The sequence below is a fragment of the Antribacter gilvus genome, from assembly GCF_003946865.1.
GTDB lineage: Bacteria > Actinomycetota > Actinomycetes > Actinomycetales > Cellulomonadaceae > Antribacter > Antribacter gilvus.
The window spans coordinates 121,249-141,544 of record NZ_QXTH01000007.1 but is presented as its reverse complement, the minus strand read 5'-3'; the positions used below and the strand labels follow the sequence as shown (position 1 = coordinate 141,544).

Genomic DNA, 20,296 nt, shown 5'->3' with positions numbered 1-20,296 from the left:
GAAGCCCGGGCCCGCGTGGAGCGGAACCGCAGGCTCAGGCATGGAGGGGCGATGCCTGAGTATGCCGAGCTGCACGCCCACTCCGCGTTCAGCTTCCTCGACGGCGCCTCCCACCCGGAGGAGCTCGCCGCCGAGGCCGCCCGCCTGGGGCTGCGCGCCCTCGCGATCACCGACCACGACGGCCTGTACGGCGTGGTGCGGTTCGCGCAGGCGGCCAAGGCCGTGGGCCTGCGGGCGGCGTTCGGCGCGGAGCTGCACCTGCCCGCCCCCGCCGACCCCCGGGCGCCCGAGGGCAGCCCCGGCAGCCGCCCCGTGCTCGACGAGCCCACCGGCATCCCCGACCCCCGCTCCACCCACCTGCTGGTCCTGTCCCGCGGGCCGGACGGCTACCGCCGCCTGTCCAGCGCGATCGCCACCGCGCACCTCGCCACCGGGGTCAAGGGCGCCGCCAGCTACCGGCTCGAGGAGCTGGGGGAGCACGCCCGCGGCGAGTGGCTGGTCCTCACCGGCTGCCGCAAGGGCGCGGTCCGGCGCACCCTCGTCACGCAGGGGTACGACGCCGCCCGGCGCGAGCTCGACGCCCTCGTCGCCGCGTTCGGCCGGGACAACGTCGCCGTCGAGGTCACCGCCACCGGCGACCCCCGCGACGCCGACCTGCACGCGGCGCTCGCGGACCTCGCCGACGACGCCCGCCTCCGGCTCGTCGCCACCACCGCCGCCCACTACGCGCGGCCCCGGGACGCGGACCTGGCCGGGGCGCTCGCGGCGATCCGCGCGCGGTCCTCGCTCGACGACCTGGACGGCTGGCTGCCGGGGGCGCCGACGGCGCACCTGCGGTCGGCCGACGAGATGCTCCGGCTGCACCGCCGGCACCCCCAGGCGGTCGGTACCGCGGCGGCGCTGGGCGAGGAGTGCGCGTTCGACCTGAAGCTCATCGCGCCCGAGCTGCCGCCGTACCCGGTCCCGCCGGGCCACGACGAGGCGTCCTGGCTGCGGGAGCTCGCCTACCGGGGGGCGGAGGAGCGGTACGGGCCCCGCGCCGGGAACGCACGCGCCTGGGGGCAGGTGGACCACGAGCTGCGCGTCATCGAGAAGCTGCACTTCCCCGGGTACTTCCTCGTGGTCTACGACCTGGTCGAGTTCTGCCGTATCCGCGGGATCCTCGCGCAGGGGCGGGGGAGCGCGGCGAACTCGGCGGTCTGCTACGCGCTCGGCATCACGGCCGTGGACGCCGTGCGGCACAACCTGCTGTTCGAGCGCTTCCTCGCGTCCGAGCGGGACGGGCCGCCCGACATCGACGTGGACATCGAGTCGGTGCGCCGCGAGGAGGTGATCCAGCACGTGTACGAACGGTTCGGGCGGACGCACGCCGCGCAGGTGGCGAACGTGATCTCGTACCGGCCCAAGTCCGCGGTGCGCGACGCCGCCCGCGCGCTCGGCCACGACGTGGGGCAGCAGGACGCGTGGTCCAAGTCGATCGAGCGGTGGGGGTCGCTGCGCGGACCGGACCCGTCGAGCCCGTCCGTCGACCGGAAGATCCGGGACGCGCGCGCCGTGAAGGGGTCGACGCCGGCGGGCCGGTTCGTCGACCCCGTCGCGGTCGCGGACGACCCGCTCCGCCGAGCCGACGACGCGCACGACGTGGTGCCGCACCACGCGCCGCCGTCGGCCGAGCAGGAGGGCGAGATCCCGTCGGACGTGCTCGACCTGGCCGACCGCCTGCTCCGCCTGCCTCGTCACCTCGGGATCCACTCGGGCGGCATGGTGATGTGCGACCGCCCCGTGATCGAGGTGTGCCCGGTGGAGTGGGCCCGCATGGAGGGCCGCACGGTGCTGCAGTGGGACAAGGAGGACTGCGCCGACGCCGGCCTGGTGAAGTTCGACCTGCTCGGCCTCGGCATGCTGACGGCGATCCGGTACGCGTTCGAGCTCGTCGAGGAGCACACCGGCGAGAGGCTCACCCTCCACGGGCTGCCCCCCGAGGACCCGCTCGTCTACGACCTGCTGTGCGCCGCCGACACCGTGGGCGTGTTCCAGGTGGAGTCGCGCGCGCAGATGGCGACGCTGCCCCGCCTGCAGCCGCGGACGTTCTACGACATCGTCATCGAGGTGGCGCTCATCCGCCCCGGGCCTATCCAGGGCGGGTCGGTGCACCCGTACATCGAGCGGGCCCGCGGGCGGCAGCCCGTGACCTTCCTGCACCCGCTGCTGGAGAACTCCCTGGGACGCACCCTCGGCGTGCCGCTGTTCCAGGAGCAGCTCATGCAGATGGCGATCGACGTGGCGGGGTTCAGCGGCGCCGAGGCGGACCAGCTGCGGCGCGCGATGGGGTCCAAGCGGTCGGTGGAGCGCATGGAGGCGCTGCGCGGGCGGCTGATGAAGGGCATGACGGAGCATGACGTCCCGCCCGACGTGCAGGAGCAGATCTACGACAAGCTCAAGGCGTTCGCCGACTTCGGCTTCCCCGAGTCGCACGCCTACTCCTTCGCGTACCTCGTGTACGCCAGCGCGTGGCTCAAGGTGCACCATCCCGCCGCGTTCTACGCCGGGCTGCTGGCGGCGCAGCCCATGGGGTTCTATTCGCCGCAGTCGCTCGTCGCGGACGCGCGCCGGCACGGCGTGACGGTCCTGCGCCCGGACGTGAACGCGTCGCGCGTCCTCGCGTGCGTGGAGCGGCTGCCCGACGCCGGCGGCCCGCCTCCCGGCACCACCGCACCCTGGTCGGGGCTCGTCCGGGCGGACCCGGAGCTCGCCGTCCGGATGGGGCTCGACAGCGTGCGCAGCATCGGTACGGACCTGGCGGAGAAGATCGTCGCGGCCGGGAGGTTCCGGGACCTGCGCGACCTCGTGCGGCGCGTAGACCTGAGCACCGCCCACCTCGAGGCGCTCGCCACGGCGGGCGCGCTGGAGAGCCTCGGCGTGGAGCGTCGCGAGGCGCTGTGGGCGGCGGGCGCGCTGGGTCAGGAGGGGCCGGGCACCTTGCCGGGCGTGTCGGTGGGCGTGGACGCGCCGACGCTGCCCGGGATGAGCGAGGTGGAGCTCGCCGTGGCGGACGTGTGGGCCACCGGGGTCACGCCCGACTCGTACCCGACGCAGCACGTGCGGCCCGGCCTCGCCGCCGCCGGGGTCGTCACGGTGGCGGAGGCCTGCGCGACCGAGCCGGGGCGGCGTATCGCCGTCGGCGGCGTCGTGACGCACCGGCAGCGGCCGGGCACCGCGGGGGGCGTGACGTTCCTGTCCCTGGAGGACGAGACCGGGCTGCTGAACGTCATCTGCACGGTCGGGCTGTGGCAGCGGTTCCGGCGGGTCGCGCGGTCGTCGCCGGCGCTGGTGGTGCGGGGGCGCATCGAGTCGGCCGACGGCGCGGTGAACCTCCTGGCCGAGCACCTGACGCCGCTGTCGTTGCGGGTGTCGGCGACGTCGAGAGACTTCCGCTGAGCGTGCTCGCCTGCGAGCGGTAGCGTGCCGGTATGACGGCAGAGCCGCTTTCCGTCACCGTCGTGCCCGCCACCGAGGACCGGTTCGACGACGTGACGGCGATGCTCAACCCGACCGGCCGCGAGCAGGCGTGCTGGTGCATGCACTGGCGTCTTCCCCCGCGCGAGGACGCCACCCGGCGCGGCGAGTACCTCCGCGACCTCACCGCGCGCGAGCCCGCCCCGGGGATGCTCGCCTACGCGGAGGTGGAGGGCGGCCCGGCCGGCCCGGGCGTGCCCGAGGGCCCGGGAGGCTCCGAGCCCGTCGGCTGGCTCGGGTTCGCGCCCCGGTCCCTGGCGGGGTCGCTGCAGCGCTCGCGGGTGCTGCCCCGGATCGAGCCCGAGGAGTGGCCCACCACGTGGGCGGTGATGTGCGTGACCGTGCGGCCGGGCTTCCGCCGCCGCGGCGTGGCGCGCGAGCTGTTGCGCCACGCCGTCGACTACGCCGCCGGGCACGGCGCCCGTGTCGTCGAGGGTTTCCCCGTGGACCCGGGCCCGGGCGCTCGCGTGCCGGTCAGCGCGGCGTTCGTCGGCACGGTGGGGCTGTTCGAGTCGGTGGGGTTCGACGTCGTGGCGCCCACCTTGTCGACGAGCGGCCGGCTGACCCGGTGGCACGTCCGCCGCGAGCTCTGAGTGGTGAACGCGCCAGACTGCTTCCAGGCCCGCCTACCGGTCCGTAGACGGACCTGGAAGCAGTCTGGCGCGCACCCCGTCCCCGCTCACGACCTCAGCGGGACGATCACGCAGACCTCGAACCCGTCCCGGCTCCGCCGCAGCAGGTAGCGCACCTCGTCGGCGGCGCCCTCGGCGGCGTTCTCGTCGCGGTAGCTCCAGCGCACGCCTGCCCACAGCAGCTCGTCCGTGACCTCTTCGACGGTGCGCAGCTCCGGCACCGCCGCCACGAGGTCGTCGGCACGGTAGGCGGCGAGGCGTTCGCGGTGGCTGTCGAGGACCGTCTCCGGGTCCGTCACCAGGACCGAGCGGTCCGCCGCGACCAGGAGGGAGGGGAAGCCGAACCGGTCCGCGACGCCGTCGAGGTCGCCCGCGCCGAGCGCGGCGCCGTAGTCGGCGAGGAAGCGGGTGAGGTCTTCGCGGTCGTAGACGTCGGCGGGGAGGACCATGCCTCTCACGGTATGCCCGGCGCCGCACCTCCGCCCGGCGCCGGCAGAAGCCCCGGCACAGCAAGAGGCCCCGGGACGCCGTCGTCCCGGGGCCTCTTGTCGCGGGTCAGACCCCGCGCATCTGCTTGAACATGGGGCAGTCGAAGGGGTCGCGTGCCGCAAGGCCGACCCGGTTGAGGTACTGCACCACGATCCCGTAGGACGCGATGAGGTTGGTCTCCGTGTACGGGAGGCCGAGGTTGGCGCAGTGCTCGCGAACGATCTCGCGCGCCCGGCCCAGGTGCGGACGGGGCATGTTCGGGAACAGGTGGTGCTCGATCTGGTAGTTGAGCCCGCCCATGAGGATGCTCATGGCCCAGCCGCCGGTGATGTTGCGCGACGTCAGGACCTGCTTCGACAGGAAGTCCAGCGTGGAGTCGGCGGGAAGGATCGCCATGCCCTTGTGGTTCGGGGCGAACGACGCACCCATGTACACGCCGAAGACGGCCATCTGCACGCCGATGAACGCGAACCCGAGCCCGATGGGCAGCACCAGGAAGATGGTGGTGACGTAGAGCGAGAGGCGCACGACGATGCTGACGAGCTCGCCGATCCGCGACCGCAGGGTCTCGGGGGTCCCCGTGAACAGCGAACGGATCGAGGTGTAGTGCAGGTTGATGCCCTCGAGGGTGAGGAGCGGGAAGAACAGCCAGCCCTGGTAGCGCGTGATGAGCGCCATGAAGCCGCGGTGCTCGCGCGCGCCCTCCTCGGTGAAGACGATCGTGTCGTTCGCGATGTCGGGGTCCTTGCCGACCCGGTTCGGGTTGCCGTGGTGACGGGTGTGCTTCGTCATCCACCAGGAGTAGCTGATGCCGACCACGCCGTTGGCGAGGAACTTGCCGAGGCGGTCGTTGGCGGGCCCGGAGGTCAGCACCTGCCGGTGCGACGCCTCATGAGCGATGAAGGCGAACTGCGTCAGGACCAGCCCGAGGCCGCCGGCCATCAGGAGCTGGAGCCAGGAGTCGCCGAGAAGGACGAAGCCGGTGACGAGACCGCCGAAGGCGAGCGTCAGGGTGGCGAGCGTCCAGAGGTAGTAACCGTGTGTGCGGTGCAGCAGCCCAGCCTCACGAACCGTCTGTGACAGCGCCGTGTAGGTGCTGGTCACGGGCTGTTCGCCCGCGCGGCGGGGTTGGGTCGGCCGGAATCCGGGTTGAACGGCGGCGGAGGAGGTCATGGGCGCCTCGCAGTGGTCGGTGTCGACTTCCCAGCCGTGGTCTTGGGCAGGTTCGCCCGGTGGTGCAGATACGCCGATCGTACGGGTACGCGAGAGGGTGCGGCGCGCACCGCGCGTGAACGCCTGGCGAAGGTTCCCGCGCGGTGCGCTTGAGGGGCGATTTTTACCAAGCCTGAGCAAGCAGGTCGGCGAAGAGCGCGTCCGGGTCATGATCGAGCCCGCGAGCGGTGAACCAGGTGCACATGGTCCGGCAGTCGCGCAGCAGGAACTCGGACGCGAACGGGTTGGCGGCCAGGTCGACGACCTGCGGGAGGTCGATGATCACGAGCCGTTCGCCGTGCGCCAGCACGTTGTACGGGGAGAGGTCGCCGTGCGCGTAGCCCAGCCGCGCGAGGACCGACATCCCGTCCACGAGCTGCTCCCAGTACGACTCCAGGAGCTCCCGGTCCGGCCTTGCCTGGTGGAGCCGGGGCGCCGCCACGACGCCGTCCGGCCCCTCGTCGCCGACGAACTCCATGAGCACCTCCGTCTCGTCCACCTGGACCGGGTACGGCACGGGGGCGCCCGCCTCCCAGGCGGCGCCGAGCGCCATGAACTCGGCGTCGGCCCACTGGGTGGCCGCGACGGCACGGCCCCAGGCGGACTTGCGGTCCTCGACGGCCCGCTGGTCGCGGGTGCGTCGGGCGGTGCGGCCCTCGGTGTACCCGGCGTCGCGGTGGAACAGCTTGTGCTCGGAGCCGCGGTAGCGCTTGGCGACGAGCAGCATGCGCTGCGCGGGGTCGTCGGGCACGGCACGCTCCAGCAGGTAGGCGTCGGCCTCCTTGCCGGTCTTGAGGATGCCGAGATCGGTGTCGACCGCGGCGTCGGACGTGACGAGCCAGTCGGGCCGGGGCTCGGGGCCGCGCTGGCCCTTGGCCACGAAGGTCCAGGTGGACCAGCGCTGGCCGGGCCCAGGCTGCCCGATCTCCCCGGGGTCCTCGCGAAGTTCCGCAGCGAAGCCAGGGCTTCGTGGGGTGGGGGCGGCGCCTGCGGCGGCCTGGTCGTCGCCCTCACCAGGGCCCGGCTCGCCAGGGCGTGGGGGAACCGTGAAGGCGGGGGAGTCGTCGGGGTGCGGGCCCTCGAGCTCGAGGCGTGCCGCCGCGCGGCGCGCGCGGAGGTACGGGGTGGACGGTGCTGCGGGAAAACGAGACACGATGTGCTCCTCGGGAGGTGAGGAGCGCGGCCGGCGGTGCCGGCGGGCCCGGCCGCGTCAGCGGCTGGCGGGCGTGGCGCTCCTCGGTACGGGGGAGAGGCTGTGTGCCGGGTCGGTGCTGACACGGCGCGGCGAGACAGTGACGTCAGTCATGGCTCGACCTCCCCTCCGTACGGCCTCCCGGAGCGTGCCGGGCAGGCGAATCTTGCCGGTCCCCCGTCGGGGACCGTGCGAGGAGCATGTCACGCGGCCCCAGGGCCGCTCAACGGATTTACGGGGCCCTGGTTCTCCCGTGAGCCGCCGCGTCGGTCCGTTGCTGCAACGCCGGGCGAGAGCCGGCGACGTTACTCGCCCCAGCCGCCGAACATGTTCCGCAGCGCCTCGTCGACGGTGCTCTGCACGGTGTCCGCGACGTCCTTCTTCGCGTCCTCGAGGCCCTGGTCGATCTCGTCCTGGACGTCGCTCTTGGCGTCCTCGATGCCCTGCTCGAACCCCTGCTCCACGTCCTGGCGCACCTGTGCGGCGAAGCCGACGGCGGCCTGGATCGCCACGAGGACCGACCAGACGACGAGGATCAGCACGTACGGCCAGATCTTGCGGCGGCTTCCGCCACGCAGCGACCCCACCGCGTTGACCAGGATCGAGAGCAGCAGGCCGACCACCGGGATTGCCATGTTGGACACGTACGGGGTCCAGGCGGGGCCCAGGCCGAACGTGGCCACCGCGAGGTCGCCGAGCGCTGTGAAGAGCGGGAACGTCGACGCGTCGGGCATGACGTCGCCCGGCAGCATCAGCCGTACCACCTGGTAGAGGGACAGCGTGAGCAGCAGGCGGGGGATCCAGGTGCCGAGGACCACGCCCACGAGCCGCCACCCGGTGTCCGGGTCGTCGCCCCGGCCGCGCTCGTCCCGCGAGTCTCGGCGCGGGTCGTCCCGACGCGGGTCGTCCCGACGCGGGTCGTCCGGGCGTCCGCCCTGCCCTCCCGCGCCACCGCCCGGGCCGCCGGGGTGCTGGGAGCCGGGCTGCGGCGTCGGGCCGCCGGGGGCACCCGCCTGGAGAGGGCGACCGTACTGGTCCACCTGGCCGGGCGCGGGGTAGCCCTGCGGGCCGTACCCGGTCTGCTGCGGCGCGTACGACGAGGCGACGCGCTGCACCGGCGAGACCGCGGGCTGCGGCGGCAGACGCGTCGTGGCGCCTGCCGCGCCGGTCGCGCCCATCCGGACGGTCGATGCCGGGTCCTGCGCCCCCCGGGGGTCGAAGCGCTGCGTCGGCATGGCGCCGTCGTGGGCCGCGGCGTTGAGACCGACGGAGCCCAGGGCGACGGCGCCCGCCGCGCCCAGGGCTCCGCGCGCCCCGGCGCCGCCCCGGCCGGCGGCCTCGCGGAACGCCGTCCAGCCGCGGTAGGAGTTCTCGTAGCCGGGCGGCGGCACGGCGGCGGTCCACCGCATGGCCGACCAGACGAAGTCCTTGATCTCGCCCGGCGTACGCCCTCCGGCACGTTGCAGGCCGACGGCGGCCACGTGGTCGGCCACGACCTGCTCCGCCGCGCCGTCGAAGCCGTCCCCGTGCAGCTCGTGCAGCCGCCGCATGAGCGCCTGGTCGTAGACGAGGTTGGTCATGGGCTCGCCCGGCTGGACGGGCGCCGAGACGATCGGCGCCGTCGCGACCGGGGCCGCCACGGCGCTCGCGGTGAGCACCTCGGTGACGAGCGACCGTTCGGCGCGCGTGGCCTCCGCGGCGTCGAGGAGGCCGGGGTCGGGCTCCTCCTGCCCCAGGAGCGCGAGCACCGTGCGGGCGATGTTGTGCAGCGGCGGCCGGTCCTCGGGCAGGTGCCGCGTCATAGCGAGCACCAGCGGCAGGAGCCGCTCGTCCACGGGACCCACGTCCTCGGCGGTGAGGTCGCGGCCCAGGAAGTTCACGCTGTCGGGCAGCGTGCCCGTGGCGAGGAACACGAGCAGCAGGCCCAGGCTGTACACGTCGGAGCGGGCGTGCGGCTTGCGCGAGAACAGCTCGGGCGCCATGTAGGCGATGGTCCCGGCCGCGTGCGTGGACGTGGTGGTGCCGTGGCCCTTGGCGATCCCGAGGTCGATGAGCACCGCCCGGCCCTCGCTCGCGATGATGTTGGCCGGCTTCACATCCCGGTGCAGGTAGTGCTCCTCCTGGAGCACGGCCAGGGCGCCGGTGACGTCGTCGGCGACGTGCAGGACGTCGCGCCGGGAGAGCGGGCCGTTCTGCTGCACGAGCTGCTGGAGCGTGGGGCCGGGCACCAGCTCCATGGCGAACCACGGAGTCTCGCCCTCGAGGTCGCCGCGCACGAACTGCGGGAAGCCCCGCCCACCGAGCCGAGCCAGCAGCGTTGCCTCGCTGACGAAGCGCTCCAGCGTGCCGTGCTCGGCGTTGGTCAGGACCTTGAGCGCGACCTCGCCGTCCTCGTCCGACGACGCCCGGTACACGTGTGCGAAACCGCCGTGGCCCAGCGACTCGTGCAGCGTGAAGCCGCCGAGGATCTCGCCGGTGGCAGGGATGCGGCTGCGCCCGTGGGGAGGCGCGGCGGGCTGGCCACCGGGAATGCGGACGGTCTCGTCGGACAAAAGGGGCTCCTCGGGCACGCACACCGGACCTAACCGGCAGATTTATCTGCAACCTATCAGGAACGAGGTGGCCTTCAGAGGCCTGCTCGAACCGCAGGTTCGGCGCGTTCCGGTCGACCGCGAGCCCACTTTGCCCCAGGCTGGCACGGGGTGACTCCCAGCACCCCGGACACCGACGGATCCACCAGGAGATGGCAATGAGCACCGACACCGTTCCGCTGTGGCCCCACGTCCAGGCGGTCGTGCGCGAGGACGGCACGGGGGAGGTCGTCGTCGACGGCACGCCGTACCCCGTCTTCGCCGCCGGTCTGGAGGAAGCGCGGGTCGAGGTGCTGCGCCGGGTCACGCTGACGGCGGCCCAGGTGGGTCGCGCCGTGCGGGCCACGGCGGAGGGGCCCGAAGGGGTGTGGGCGCTGATCGTGCACCCGGACGGGACGGTGGTGCCGCAGGAAGCCGCACCGCGGCCGGCGCCGGCCGAGGCGGCAGTCGCTGTCCCGTCGGCCGGAGCCCCGGCGCAGGCGCCGGACCCGGCCCTGCCCCTGGCCCCCGCCCCCGCCCCCGCTCAGGCGCACACGCCTGAGCCGGTCGCGGTCGCGGCGCCGGTCCCCGGGACCGTCCCCGTCCCGGCGCAGGTCGGCCCCGGGCCGACGTCTCCGCCGACCTTCGTGCAGACCCCGGCTCCCGACGGCATGCCCGACGGCATGCCCGTGGTCGACGGCGTGCCCCGCCCCGCGTTCCTCGAGGACGACCGCACGGAGATCGACGACGCCACGGTCCCGGGACTGGCGGCACCGGCCACGGCTGCACCGGCATCAGCACCAGCCGCACCAGCACCAGCGGCACCAGCGGCAGCGGCGCCCGGCGTCGCCGACTGGGTCCGCCACGGGGTCCCCGCAGCCCAGCCGGCACCCGCTCAGCCCGCACCCGCTCAGCCCGCGCCGGCCCAGCCCGGCTACCTGCCCCTGGCGGCCACGGTGCTCACCGTGTCCGAGACGCCCGAGGCGACCGAGACAACGTCGGGCAGCCCGCGGACCCGGCGCGAGGCGCGCCAGTCCTTCCTGCAGCGTGAGCTGGTGGAGGAGCCGGCCGCGCGCGGCGTGCGGGGCGCGCTCGCCCGCGTCGGCATCCGGCTCGGCCCGAGCGAGGCGGAGCGTGCCGAGCGCGACGACGAGCGCTCCGTCAGCCAGCACTGGCCCGGTCCGCGCACCGTGGCGGTCGTGAACGGCAAGGGCGGTGCCGGGAAGACGCCGTCGACGGTGCTCCTCGCCGCCGTGTTCGCCCGGTACGGCGGGGCGGGCGTGGTCACGTGGGACAACAACCAGACCCGCGGCACGCTCGGCTGGCGCACGGAGCAGGGCCCGCACGGCTCCACGCTGCTGGACCTGCTGCCGCAGACGGACCGGCTGCTCGGCACGTCGGCCCAGGCGGCGGACCTGGCGCGGTTCGTGCACCACCAGACCCGCGACAAGTTCGACGTGCTGCGCTCCAAGCCCATGGCGCTCGCGCACGAGCAGCGCGTGGAGCCGGAGGACGTCGACGCCATCCACTCCGTGCTGTCGAAGTACTACCGGATGATCTTCATCGACTCCGGGAACGACGAGTCCGACCCCATGTGGCTGCGCATGATCGACCTCACCGACCAGCTCGTGGTCGCCACCACCACCCGTGACGACCACGCGGAGGCCGGCGCGCTGCTGCTGGAGGCGCTCGCGGCCCGCGACGGCAGGTCGGCCTACCTGGCGCAGCAGGCCGTGACCGTCGTGTCGCAGGCGGACCCGAAGGCGAGCCCGGACGACGTGCGCCGCGTCGCCGACGGCTACAGCTCGCTGGCCCGCGACGTGGTCACGATCCCGTTCGACCCCGCCATGGTCGACGGCCACCTGCGGTTCGGCGCCCTGCGCCCGGCCACCCAGCGCGCCTGGCTCGGCGCGGGTGCGGCGGTGGCGGGGGGGCTCTAGCGAGCGGCTCACTGCCCGCCGAGACTAGTGACTTCGCCGGACGGACGCACTACCTCGGCGGGGAGGGTTTGCCGGGGTAGTGACCTTGTCCGACGGAGTGACTATCTCGGCGCGGGCGCGGGCGCGGGCGCCGTCGCCGTCGCCGGGGCCGTGGCGTCGCGTGGCCGCCCGGGGCGCTACCGTGCGTCCCGAGGACGTCCTGTTCGTCCCGTCTGTTCCGAGGAGTTCCGTGCCCGTTCCAGTGCCGGGGCCGGTCGCGCGGCTCGCTCGCGACCGGCTGCGCGTTGCCGCGATCGCCCTGCTGTCCGTCTCCACGCTCCTGGTCGCCGGCGTCCAGACGGGCGCCGTCCACAGGTTCGAGCGGACGCTGGACGCGGAGTGGCGCGGCGCCTACGACCTCCTCGTCACGGGGCCCATACCGGTCGCGGAACATGCGCCGGTCGCGGAGGCGGCACCCGGCGCCTCGCCCGGAGTCTCGCCCGGCGCCGCGGCCTCGCCCGCGGAGGCTCCCGCACGAGCGGCCGGGACGGTGGACCTCTTCCCGCCGAACACGCTCGGCGGCGCCGAGGGGCTGATGCTCGAGCAGGTCGCGGCCGTCCGGGCCGTTGCCGGGGTCGAGGTGGCCGCGCCGGTGGGGCAGGTGGCGTTCCCGCTCCTCGGGTCGAGCCCGCTCTACTTCGCGGTGCCCATCGACGAGGGCACCACGGAGCCGAACGTCCAGGCGTACCGCGCGACGGTGCGGTACGTCACCGACGACGGCCTGGGCGAGCGGCTGGTCGACGAGGTCACGGTGCAGGTCATGGTCGACGACGCGGACCTGCCGACGACGATCGTCACGCCGGTCGAGGACCTGCCGGACGACTGGGGTGGGTGCACCCTGCTGTCCGACGGGCAGGGGGAGAGGACGTACACCCTCGAGACCGCCCACGAGCCGGGGGCGCTCAGGTGCCGCTCCCGGGAGCGGACCGTCGCCGCGGTACACCAGAACGGTGGGACGTGGAGCAGCACCGACGTCCGCGACGGGTACGTGCTCTTCGAGGTGCAGAGGCCGCCGCAGGTCCTGAGCACGCTGACCCTGGTCGACCCGGTGGCCGAGGCGGCTCTGCTCGGCGAGGCCGGCGCCTTCCTGGCGCCGTTGACCGCGCTGCCGGCCGAGCCCACCACTCTGTCGCTCGCCGAGTGGGCCGCGACCGCGGGCGGCGGTCCGGCCGAGAAGCTGGCCGACCTGCTCCGGAAGAACGACGAGCTCGCCCGCCAGGGCTTCGAGGCGGCGGTCGGGGAGGGATTCATGGGCCCGGGCGCGACCTACGTGCCCGAGCCCTTGCCGGTGCTCCCGGTGGTCACGTCCACGTCGCCCGACGTCGAGCTCCGCGTGGAGGTGTCGGTCGAGTCACTCGGTGTGACGTTCGCCGGGACCGACGACAGACCCGGCGCAGGATCGCCTCACGACCTCATGCGGCCCCTCGACCTGCCCCCGGCGCTCGACGAGGCCACACCGGGCACCCCGCTCGGCACCGTGGAGCGGGACATCTCGTCGGTGTTCGTGCCGTTCGTGGAGGAGTCGATCGTCCTACCCTGGCCCGGTACCCCGGCCGGCCGCGACCTCCCGCAGCCCTCGCGGTGGAGCCTGTTCCCGCACGTGTTCGCGGGTGCGACGGTGCGTTCCCCGGAGTACGAGCGGACGGGCGAGGCGGAGGCCGTCCTCCATGCCGGCGAGTACGCCGCGACCGCCGTCGAACAGTTCAACGGGGTCTCCGGCAGCGCCGTCCCGATCGCGCGTGACGCCACCGAGCCTGGCGCCGAGGCGGCGTACGTGACGCTCCCGGAGCGCACCGGCCGCGGCTTTACCGTCGCCCCGCAGCTCGCCCCGGTCGGCGAGCTCGATCCCGCCGCCGTGCGGGCGGCGCTCGCCGGCCTCGCCGACGTCCCGCTCGGTGGCTACGACCCGGTGCGGTCCACGCTGGTCGCGGGCCCGGACGGCCGGGCCGTCGACCCGGTCGAGCTCCGCCCGTCGGTCAGCGGCCTGGGGCTCGTCAACCGCGCCACCACCATGGTGGGCTCGTTCGAGCACGCGGCGGGGCTCGCCGGGAAGGCGCCCGTGTCGGCCGTCCGCGTCCGCGTCGCCGGGATCGACGACTACTCGACGGCGAACCTGGAGAAGGTCCTCGCGGTCAAGGAGGCGATCGAGGCGCTCGGTCTCACCGCGACGCTCGTCGCCGGGTCCAGCCCGTCGCCGGTGGCTGTCACCGTCGAGGACTACGCCTTCGGCACGCTCGACTCGGAGGGCGCCCAGCACGTGGGCCGGCTCGGGATCGTGGAGCAGCAGTGGTCCGAGCTCGGCGCCGCCGCGCGAGTGGACGTAGCGGTCGGCGATGCCACCACGCTCACCCTCGTGGTGGGGCTCGGCGCGACGGCCCTCCTGGTCGGCGCGGCGCAGCTCGTGGGCGTCCCTCGGCGGCGGCGCGAGGCGGCGGTGCTGGCCCTTGTCGGGTGGCCGCGCGGCAGGATCGCGCGCTGGTTCGTCGCCGAGGACGCCGTCGGTGTCGCCGTGATCGCGGTCGCGGGCGCTGTCGCGGTGAGCCTCGCGGCGGACCGCCGGGTCACCGCGGCAGGCGTGTCGGCCGTCCTCGGGCTGGTTGTCGTGCTGGGCCTCGTGTCGGTCGCCGCGGCGGTCGCGCGGCCGGGTCGGTCGGCCCCAGCCCTGGCCGCCTCGGACCGAGCCGGCACGAACCCGGCCGGTACCCGGCGGAGGCGCACGACCCGGCCCCAGGCTCTGGTGCTGGAGCTGACCGACGGGACCGGTCCGGCGTCGGGCACCGGGACCTCCGAGATCGAGGTGGTGAGCCTCGGGGAGGGCGCTGCCCCGCCGCGGCCCCGGTCGGTGCCGCGGGCGCTCGGCGTCGCGCTCTTCGGGCTGCACCAGGCGCGGCAGCACCGGGCCTTCGCCGCGGCGGTGCTGCTGACGACGGTCATTGTCGGGCTGGGCATGACGGTGCTCGGCGTGGTGGTGCTCGACGAGCGCGAGCGGGCGGGCGAGAGCCTGCTCGCCACCGCGCTCGTCGACCAGGTGCTCGTCCTGAGGTGCGCCCTCGCGGTCGTCGCGCTGGCGGCCGGGGCCGTCCTCGCGGTCCTGAGCCGTCGGCTCGACCTGCGGCTCCGCGCCGCGCAGGAGCAGGTGCTGCGTGCCATGGGCTGGACCGGGCGGGACCGTCGGCGCGCCCACCGGGCGGAGGCGCTGGCGATCGTGCTGCCGTCGGTGCTGGTGACGGCCCTGGCGTGCCGGCTCCTGGCCGGCGCCTTCCGGCCCGACGACGTCCTGCTCCTCCTGGCGCTCGGCGCCGGATCGGCGCTGCTGACCGGCCTGCTGACCCTGCTCTCCCCGCGGAAGGACCTGGCATGACCATCGCACCCACGACGTCCGCACCCGAGACGTCGGCACCCGACGTCCTGCTCGAGCTCGACGACGTCACCATCAGCCACCCGCGCCCGGGGGAGGAGCCGCTCGAGATCGTGTCGGGCTACGACCTCGCCGTGCGCGGCGGGGAGCTGCACTGCGTCGCCGGGCGCAGCGGCTCCGGCAAGACCAGCGTCCTGCGGGTCGCGGCGGGGCTGGCGCGGCCGGCGTCGGGCACCGTGCGCTGGGCGGGCCAGGCGCTCGACGGGCTGAGCGACGACAAGGTCACCGCCCTGCGCCGTGCCCGGGTGGGATACCTGGACCAGGGTGGGGCGCTCGTGGACGGGATGACGGCGCTGGAGAACGTGCTGCTGCCCGCCGTGCCCGACCGGCGGGTCAGGGCCCTGCACGAGCGGGCGCGGTCGCTTCTCGACGAGCTCGGCGTCGGCGCGCGCGAGGGGTATCGCCCGGCGAGGTTGTCGGGCGGTGAGCGTCAGCGGGTCGCGCTCGCGCGGGCGCTGCTCCTCGAGCCGGGGACCGTCCTGGCCGACGAGCCGACGGCGAGCCTCGACCGGGTGACCGCCGACGAGGTGGTCGCCCTGCTGTGCGGTCTGGCGGAGCGGGGGATCGCTGTGCTCGTCGCGTCCCACGACCGGCACCTGATCGACGCGGCGGGCACGACGACGGAGCTGGCCTGACGACGACGACGGAGCCCTCCGAGGTAGTGACTTCGTCGGACGGGCGCACTACCTCGGTGGGAGGGTCTTGCCGAGGTAGTGACTTCGTCGGACGGACGCACTACCTCGGCGCGGGCGGCGCGGTCGGCGCGGTGGGCGCGGTGGGCGCGGGGGGTGACGGCGGCGCGGAGGGCGCCGGCTTCCGGCGGTACGACAGCGCGAACCGGACGGCCAGCCCGGCCGCCAGCGCCCAGAACGCCGCTCCCACGCCGAGGAAGGTGACGCCGCTCGCCGCCACGACGAAGGTGACGACGGCGGACTCGCGGCCGTCCGCCGGTCCGGCCGCGGCGGAGAGCGACGACCCGAGGGTCGCGAGCAGGGCGAGCCCCGCGACGGTCTCGACGATGCCGTCGGGCCCGCTGCTGACGAGGGTGGTGAGGGCCGCCGACAGCACCGCCAGCACGAGGTACGACCAGCCCGCCGTGTGCGCCGCCAGCCAGCGGCGGCGCGGGTCGGGGTGGGCGTCGGGACCGGCGGCGAGCGCGGCGGTGATCGCCGCCAGGTTGATCGCGTGCCCGCCGGCGGCGGCCCCGGCCGCGGTGCCGAGCCCGGTCACGACCATGGTCTCGCGCCAGGGGACCTTGTACCCGTAGGACGAGAGGACGGCGACGCCCGGCACGTTCTGCGACGCCATCGTCACCACGAACAGGGGCACCGCGATGCCGAGCGTCGACGCCCAGGTGAGCTCCGGCGTCGTCCACTCGAGGTGCGGGAGGAGCGGGCCCGTGACGCCTCCGCCCTGCCCGGCCGAGATCGCGATCACCACGAGCGCGACGGCGAAGGCCGCCGGTACCGCCCAGCGCGGCGCGAGGCGCAGCAGGACGAGCCAGGTCAGGACCACAGGGCCGACGAGCACCGGCTGCGCGGCGAACGCGCGCACCGGCTCCAGGCACAGCGAGACCAGCACGCCGGCGAGCATCGCCTGCGCGATCGGGGTGGGGATCGACGCGAGGACGTCGCCGAGGCGCGGCCAGGCAGCGGTGAGCAGGATGAGTGCCCCCACCAGGAGGAACGCGCCCACGGCGGCCGGCCAACCACCCGCGACCAGGCCGGTGCTCGCCAGGAGGGCGGCCCCGGGCGTGGACCACGCGAGGGTGATGGGGAGGCGGTGGCGCGTGGTCAGCCAGAGCATGCCGAGCGCCTGCGTGACGCACACGGCGAGCAGGCCAGATGCTGCCTGCCCCGGCGTGGCCCCCACGGCCCGCAGCCCGGCGAGCACCACCGCATACGAGCTGGTGAAGCCCACCAGGGCGGTGAGGAGGCCCGCCAGGACGGGCGTGGTGAGGCCTGGCATGAGTCGGACCTTAGCCCGCGAGGGCGGTCAGGCCCAGGTGGTGACCATGTCGCCGATGCTGCCCACCACGGCGTTCCAGACGCTCATCGTGTCGAAGCCCATCTGGTCGAGGGCCGCCCAGGCGACACCGACGATGGCGTACAGCGAGACCGGCGTCATGAGGATCCACTCGCGCTTGGACCCGGCCGAGCCGAGGATCGGGAAGGCGAAGTTGCCGCCGTAGCGCCACATGTCGTCGAAGGGCAGCTTCTTGTTGGCCCGGACCCAGCGGGGCGAGCGGATCCGGATCGGCCAGAGCAGCGGGACGCCCTGGGTGGTGATGAAGTCGCCGAGGATGTGCACCACACAGCCGAGAGCCACGGAGAACGGCATCCAGTACCACTCGCTCGGCGCGAAGATCGCGATGAGGACGGCCATGCTGATGGAGGCGGTCCACGGCAGGATCTTGGTGTCCCGGGTGATCTTGAGAGCCTTCAGCGCGAACGCGACGAGGAGGACGCAGACGATGCCGGGGCCGATCAGGATGGTCTTGAGGTCACCCTCGAGGCCCGTGTCGATCGCGAGCATCCCGACGAGCCACGCGATCACCGTGAACACGACCACACCGACGATCGAGTGGGTGCCCTTGCGGTGCCCGCCCGAGACGGTCTCCACCACCTTGACCACCGCGTCCGAGACGGGCGACAGCGAGTTCGCGATGGTGCCGCTGTGGTGGTCCGCGTCCGGCAGCAGGGCGGCGCCCGCGCACACGACGGCTCCCGTCATGATCCCCACGTCGGTGACGGGGTACCACCCGAAGGCGATCGGTGTGCTTGCGGTCACTGCGACCCAGGCCGCGGCTCCCGACGCGGCGTGGTGGCCTCCCATCATGGCGGTGTGCGCTCGCTTCCTTCGGGTGTCCCGAATGTTCATGTTCTCCCCGGTTGGTCCGGGGCGGGAGCCACCCTAGCGCGCGGTACCGGCACCTCCTGGCACCCTCGGTCCGGCGGGTCGCCACGCCGCACCACACGCGCCGCGCGGGCGGCTTGGCGTGCCCATGGGTCACGAATCGGGTAAACCTATAGACGGTGCCAAGGACGGGTGTGTACCTTTCTTCACACACGGCCTTGGCCGCCGCAGCATCGAGTGAGCCCGCAGGACCGATCAGCAGACCACATCAGCAGACCCGGCACGGAGAGGACGAGGAACCCATGGCACGCACGTCGCGCACGGACCAGGCAGTCAGCCTGCGTCGCGTCGGGTATGCCACCTCCTCGTCCTACCCCACCACCGCGAAGCACCTTCGGGACGGCCGTGAGGCCATCCGGGGCGCGATACGACCCTGACCCGGCACGCGCCGGACCAGTGCTCGTGAGCCGCCTCGGGATCTTTGTTCCCGGGCGGCTCTTGTCGTCCGGGGAGGTAGTACCGACAGTCCGGCACACGCACGACGACGACCAGTAAGGAGCAGGCCCGTGGCAGACGTCCTCATACTCAACGCCGGCTACGAGCCGCTGCACCGGGTCTCGGTGCGCCACGCGATCCACATGCTGGTGCGCGAGGTGGCCGTGGTGGAGGAGGCCGTCGACGGAGCGACGTTCGGTCCCTTCCCCTTACCCCGGGTGCTGCGGCTCGTCCGGTATGTCGCGATGCGCTGGCGCTACAAGGCCAACGGCGCGCCCACGTGCACCAAGCTGGGCGTGAAGCGCCGCGACGGTGAGTGCGCCTACTGCGGCGGGCCCGCGGAGACGGTCGACCACGTGCTGCCGCGCTCGCGCGGGGGCCCCTCCACCTGGCTCAACCTCGTCGCCGCGTGCTATCCGTGCAACTCGTTCAAGGCGGACCGCACGCCGGCCGAGGCCGGCCTGGTGCTCCAGCTGACGCCGTACGTGCCGCACAGCGAGTACGCCCGCGCGATCAGACGCGCGGCCACGGCGGCCTGAGAGCCCCGTTGCCCGACGCCGGACCGGTCGCCTTCCGCGGAAGGCGACCGGTCCGGCGCCTCCACCCCACGAAGTCCTGGCTTCGCTGCGGAACTCCGTGGGGACCCCGAGGACGGCTCCGCCGTCGGGCAGCGTTCCGTTGTACGTGGTTTACCTCATTGTGGGCTGTTTGAGAGAGTCGTACGGTCCCCAGGTCAGGTCATCTCACCTGGGAGGCATCATGCGTCGTCGGCACCATCTCGTCGCGGCCCTCGCGACCGCGCTCCTGCTCGCGAGCCCCGCCGTCCTTCCGTCGGCGGCTCTTCCGTCGGCGGGCGCGCCGCCCGCGCCCGCCGCGCCCGACCCGGGGCCCGTCGCCCAGGCCACGCCCCTGCAGGTCTTCGGCACGTGGCACTGCGGCGACGACTACTGCACGTGGTCGACCGTGCGGGACATGGCCGACTTCGACGCCAAGAACCACTGGATCGTGGACCGGGGCGACGGGCGCCCGTCGGTCAACCTGGTGGTGCTGAGCTTCGTGAACCCGCTCGACCTGCTGCAGGGGACGGACGACGCCGCGCACGTCGACGGCGTACCCGTCGGGATGAACCAGGCGGTGGTGGACTACTTCACGTCGCGGGGCATCCGGGTGCAGCTGTCGATCGGCGGCATCACCTACACCGACGACTGGAACGCCGCCCTCGCCGCCGACCCAGCCGGGCTGGGGCTGGCGGCCGCCGCGGCGGCGACCCGGCTCGGCGTCGGCATCGAGATCGACTACGAGGAGAACACCGGCCCCGACCTCGCCGGGCTCCAGGCCTTCATCGACGCGTACCGGTCCGTCCATCCCTACGACGCGACGGGCGCGGACCCGCGGGCCCGGCTCACCATCGACCTCGCCGCGGGCGACCGCTACCTCCAGGGGATCACCCGGAAGGCCACGGCGGACTGGCTCCGTACCGACCTGCCGGTGCTGGACTACGCCAACGCGATGGTGCCCGCACGCCAGCCCAGCCCGTCCACGGCGATCGCGAACTGGCAGGAGCACATCGACGGCAAGGCGCAGTACGCGCCGCCGATCCCGCCGCTGGCCCCCGCCAAGTTCACCGGGTCGCTCTACCTCACGGGGCGCAACGCGGTGGAGGCGGACTGCAACAGCTTCGCGTCGTCGGTCATGAAGGCGACGAGCCCGTGGGTCACCACGGCAGCCCCGAACGGCGCCGGGACCACGCCCGGGCTGCTCGGCTACATGTTCTGGGCGGCCGAGCGGCCGTCGGTGCGCGGGTCGTCCACGGTGCCGCCGACCTCGTGCGAGGGCGGCATGGGGGTGGGCGCTACGACGTTCGGCATCCCTCTCCCCATGCCGGCGCTGCGGCAGAGCTGAGTCCGGGCGGCGCGATCGGTAGTTCGGTGCATGAT

General features: G+C 74.0%; 13 protein-coding genes. 7 read left to right on the top strand and 6 right to left on the bottom strand.

Annotated features, from left to right (window positions below):
* The first annotated feature begins 51 nt into the window (after positions 1–51).
* Both D1350_RS13450 and D1350_RS13445 read left to right on the top strand, forming a co-directional pair.
* Positions 52–3,438 (top strand): error-prone DNA polymerase, encoded by a 3,387-nt coding sequence (locus D1350_RS13450; protein WP_125776531.1) that lies wholly within the window; start codon positions 52–54, stop codon positions 3,436–3,438.
* A gap of 32 nt (positions 3,439–3,470) precedes the next feature.
* Complete coding sequence (locus tag D1350_RS13445) at positions 3,471–4,109, top strand: GNAT family N-acetyltransferase (protein WP_125776530.1); 639 nt, start codon at positions 3,471–3,473, stop codon at positions 4,107–4,109.
* An 86-nt stretch (positions 4,110–4,195) separates the two neighbouring features.
* Here the strand turns inward: D1350_RS13445 and D1350_RS13440 are convergent, their stop codons facing one another.
* From D1350_RS13440 to D1350_RS13425, 4 genes are all read right to left on the bottom strand, one after another.
* A complete protein-coding gene (locus D1350_RS13440) occupies positions 4,196–4,597 on the bottom strand; it encodes a hypothetical protein (RefSeq protein ID WP_125776529.1) in 402 nt (133 codons plus the stop codon).
* A 106-nt stretch (positions 4,598–4,703) separates the two neighbouring features.
* Positions 4,704–5,741 carry a fatty acid desaturase family protein gene (locus D1350_RS13435; protein ID WP_240644089.1) on the bottom strand — a complete coding sequence of 346 codons (1,038 nt, stop codon included), beginning with the start codon at positions 5,739–5,741 and terminating at the stop codon, positions 4,704–4,706.
* A 232-nt stretch (positions 5,742–5,973) separates the two neighbouring features.
* Positions 5,974–7,002 carry a serine protein kinase RIO gene (locus D1350_RS13430; protein ID WP_240644088.1) on the bottom strand — a complete coding sequence of 343 codons (1,029 nt, stop codon included), beginning with the start codon at positions 7,000–7,002 and terminating at the stop codon, positions 5,974–5,976.
* 344 nt (positions 7,003–7,346) lie between these two features.
* Positions 7,347–9,593 carry a serine/threonine protein kinase gene (locus D1350_RS13425; protein WP_125776527.1) on the bottom strand — a complete coding sequence of 749 codons (2,247 nt, stop codon included), beginning with the start codon at positions 9,591–9,593 and terminating at the stop codon, positions 7,347–7,349.
* A 197-nt stretch (positions 9,594–9,790) separates the two neighbouring features.
* On the opposite strand from D1350_RS13425, the gene D1350_RS24485 reads away from it, so the two are divergent.
* From D1350_RS24485 to D1350_RS13410, 3 genes are all read left to right on the top strand, one after another.
* A complete protein-coding gene (locus D1350_RS24485) occupies positions 9,791–11,551 on the top strand; it encodes an ATPase (RefSeq protein ID WP_240644087.1) in 1,761 nt (586 codons plus the stop codon).
* A 229-nt stretch (positions 11,552–11,780) separates the two neighbouring features.
* The gene (locus D1350_RS13415; protein WP_125776526.1) at positions 11,781–14,951 is read left to right on the top strand and encodes a hypothetical protein; all 3,171 of its coding nucleotides are present in this window, start codon (positions 11,781–11,783) and stop codon (positions 14,949–14,951) included.
* The gene (locus D1350_RS13410) at positions 14,948–15,643 is read left to right on the top strand and encodes an ABC transporter ATP-binding protein (RefSeq protein WP_125776525.1); all 696 of its coding nucleotides are present in this window, start codon (positions 14,948–14,950) and stop codon (positions 15,641–15,643) included. Before D1350_RS13415 ends, D1350_RS13410 begins: the two co-directional genes overlap by 4 nt.
* Before the next feature lie 100 nt (positions 15,644–15,743).
* Here D1350_RS13410 and D1350_RS13405 read toward each other — a convergent pair whose 3' ends face one another.
* Positions 15,744–16,976 (bottom strand): benzoate/H(+) symporter BenE family transporter, encoded by a 1,233-nt coding sequence (locus tag D1350_RS13405; protein ID WP_125776524.1) that lies wholly within the window; start codon positions 16,974–16,976, stop codon positions 15,744–15,746.
* A 27-nt stretch (positions 16,977–17,003) separates the two neighbouring features.
* Positions 17,004–17,843 carry a metal-dependent hydrolase gene (locus tag D1350_RS13400; RefSeq protein ID WP_276313747.1) on the bottom strand — a complete coding sequence of 280 codons (840 nt, stop codon included), beginning with the start codon at positions 17,841–17,843 and terminating at the stop codon, positions 17,004–17,006.
* Between the two features lie 587 nt (positions 17,844–18,430).
* Here D1350_RS13400 and D1350_RS13395 point away from each other — a divergent pair.
* On the top strand, positions 18,431–18,898 hold the full coding sequence (locus D1350_RS13395) for an HNH endonuclease (protein ID WP_125776522.1): 468 nt from the start codon (positions 18,431–18,433) through the stop codon (positions 18,896–18,898).
* Positions 18,899–19,118: 220 nt separating this feature from the next.
* On the top strand, positions 19,119–20,261 hold the full coding sequence (locus D1350_RS13390) for a hypothetical protein (RefSeq protein ID WP_206074533.1): 1,143 nt from the start codon (positions 19,119–19,121) through the stop codon (positions 20,259–20,261).
* Positions 20,262–20,296: the final 35 nt, after the last annotated feature.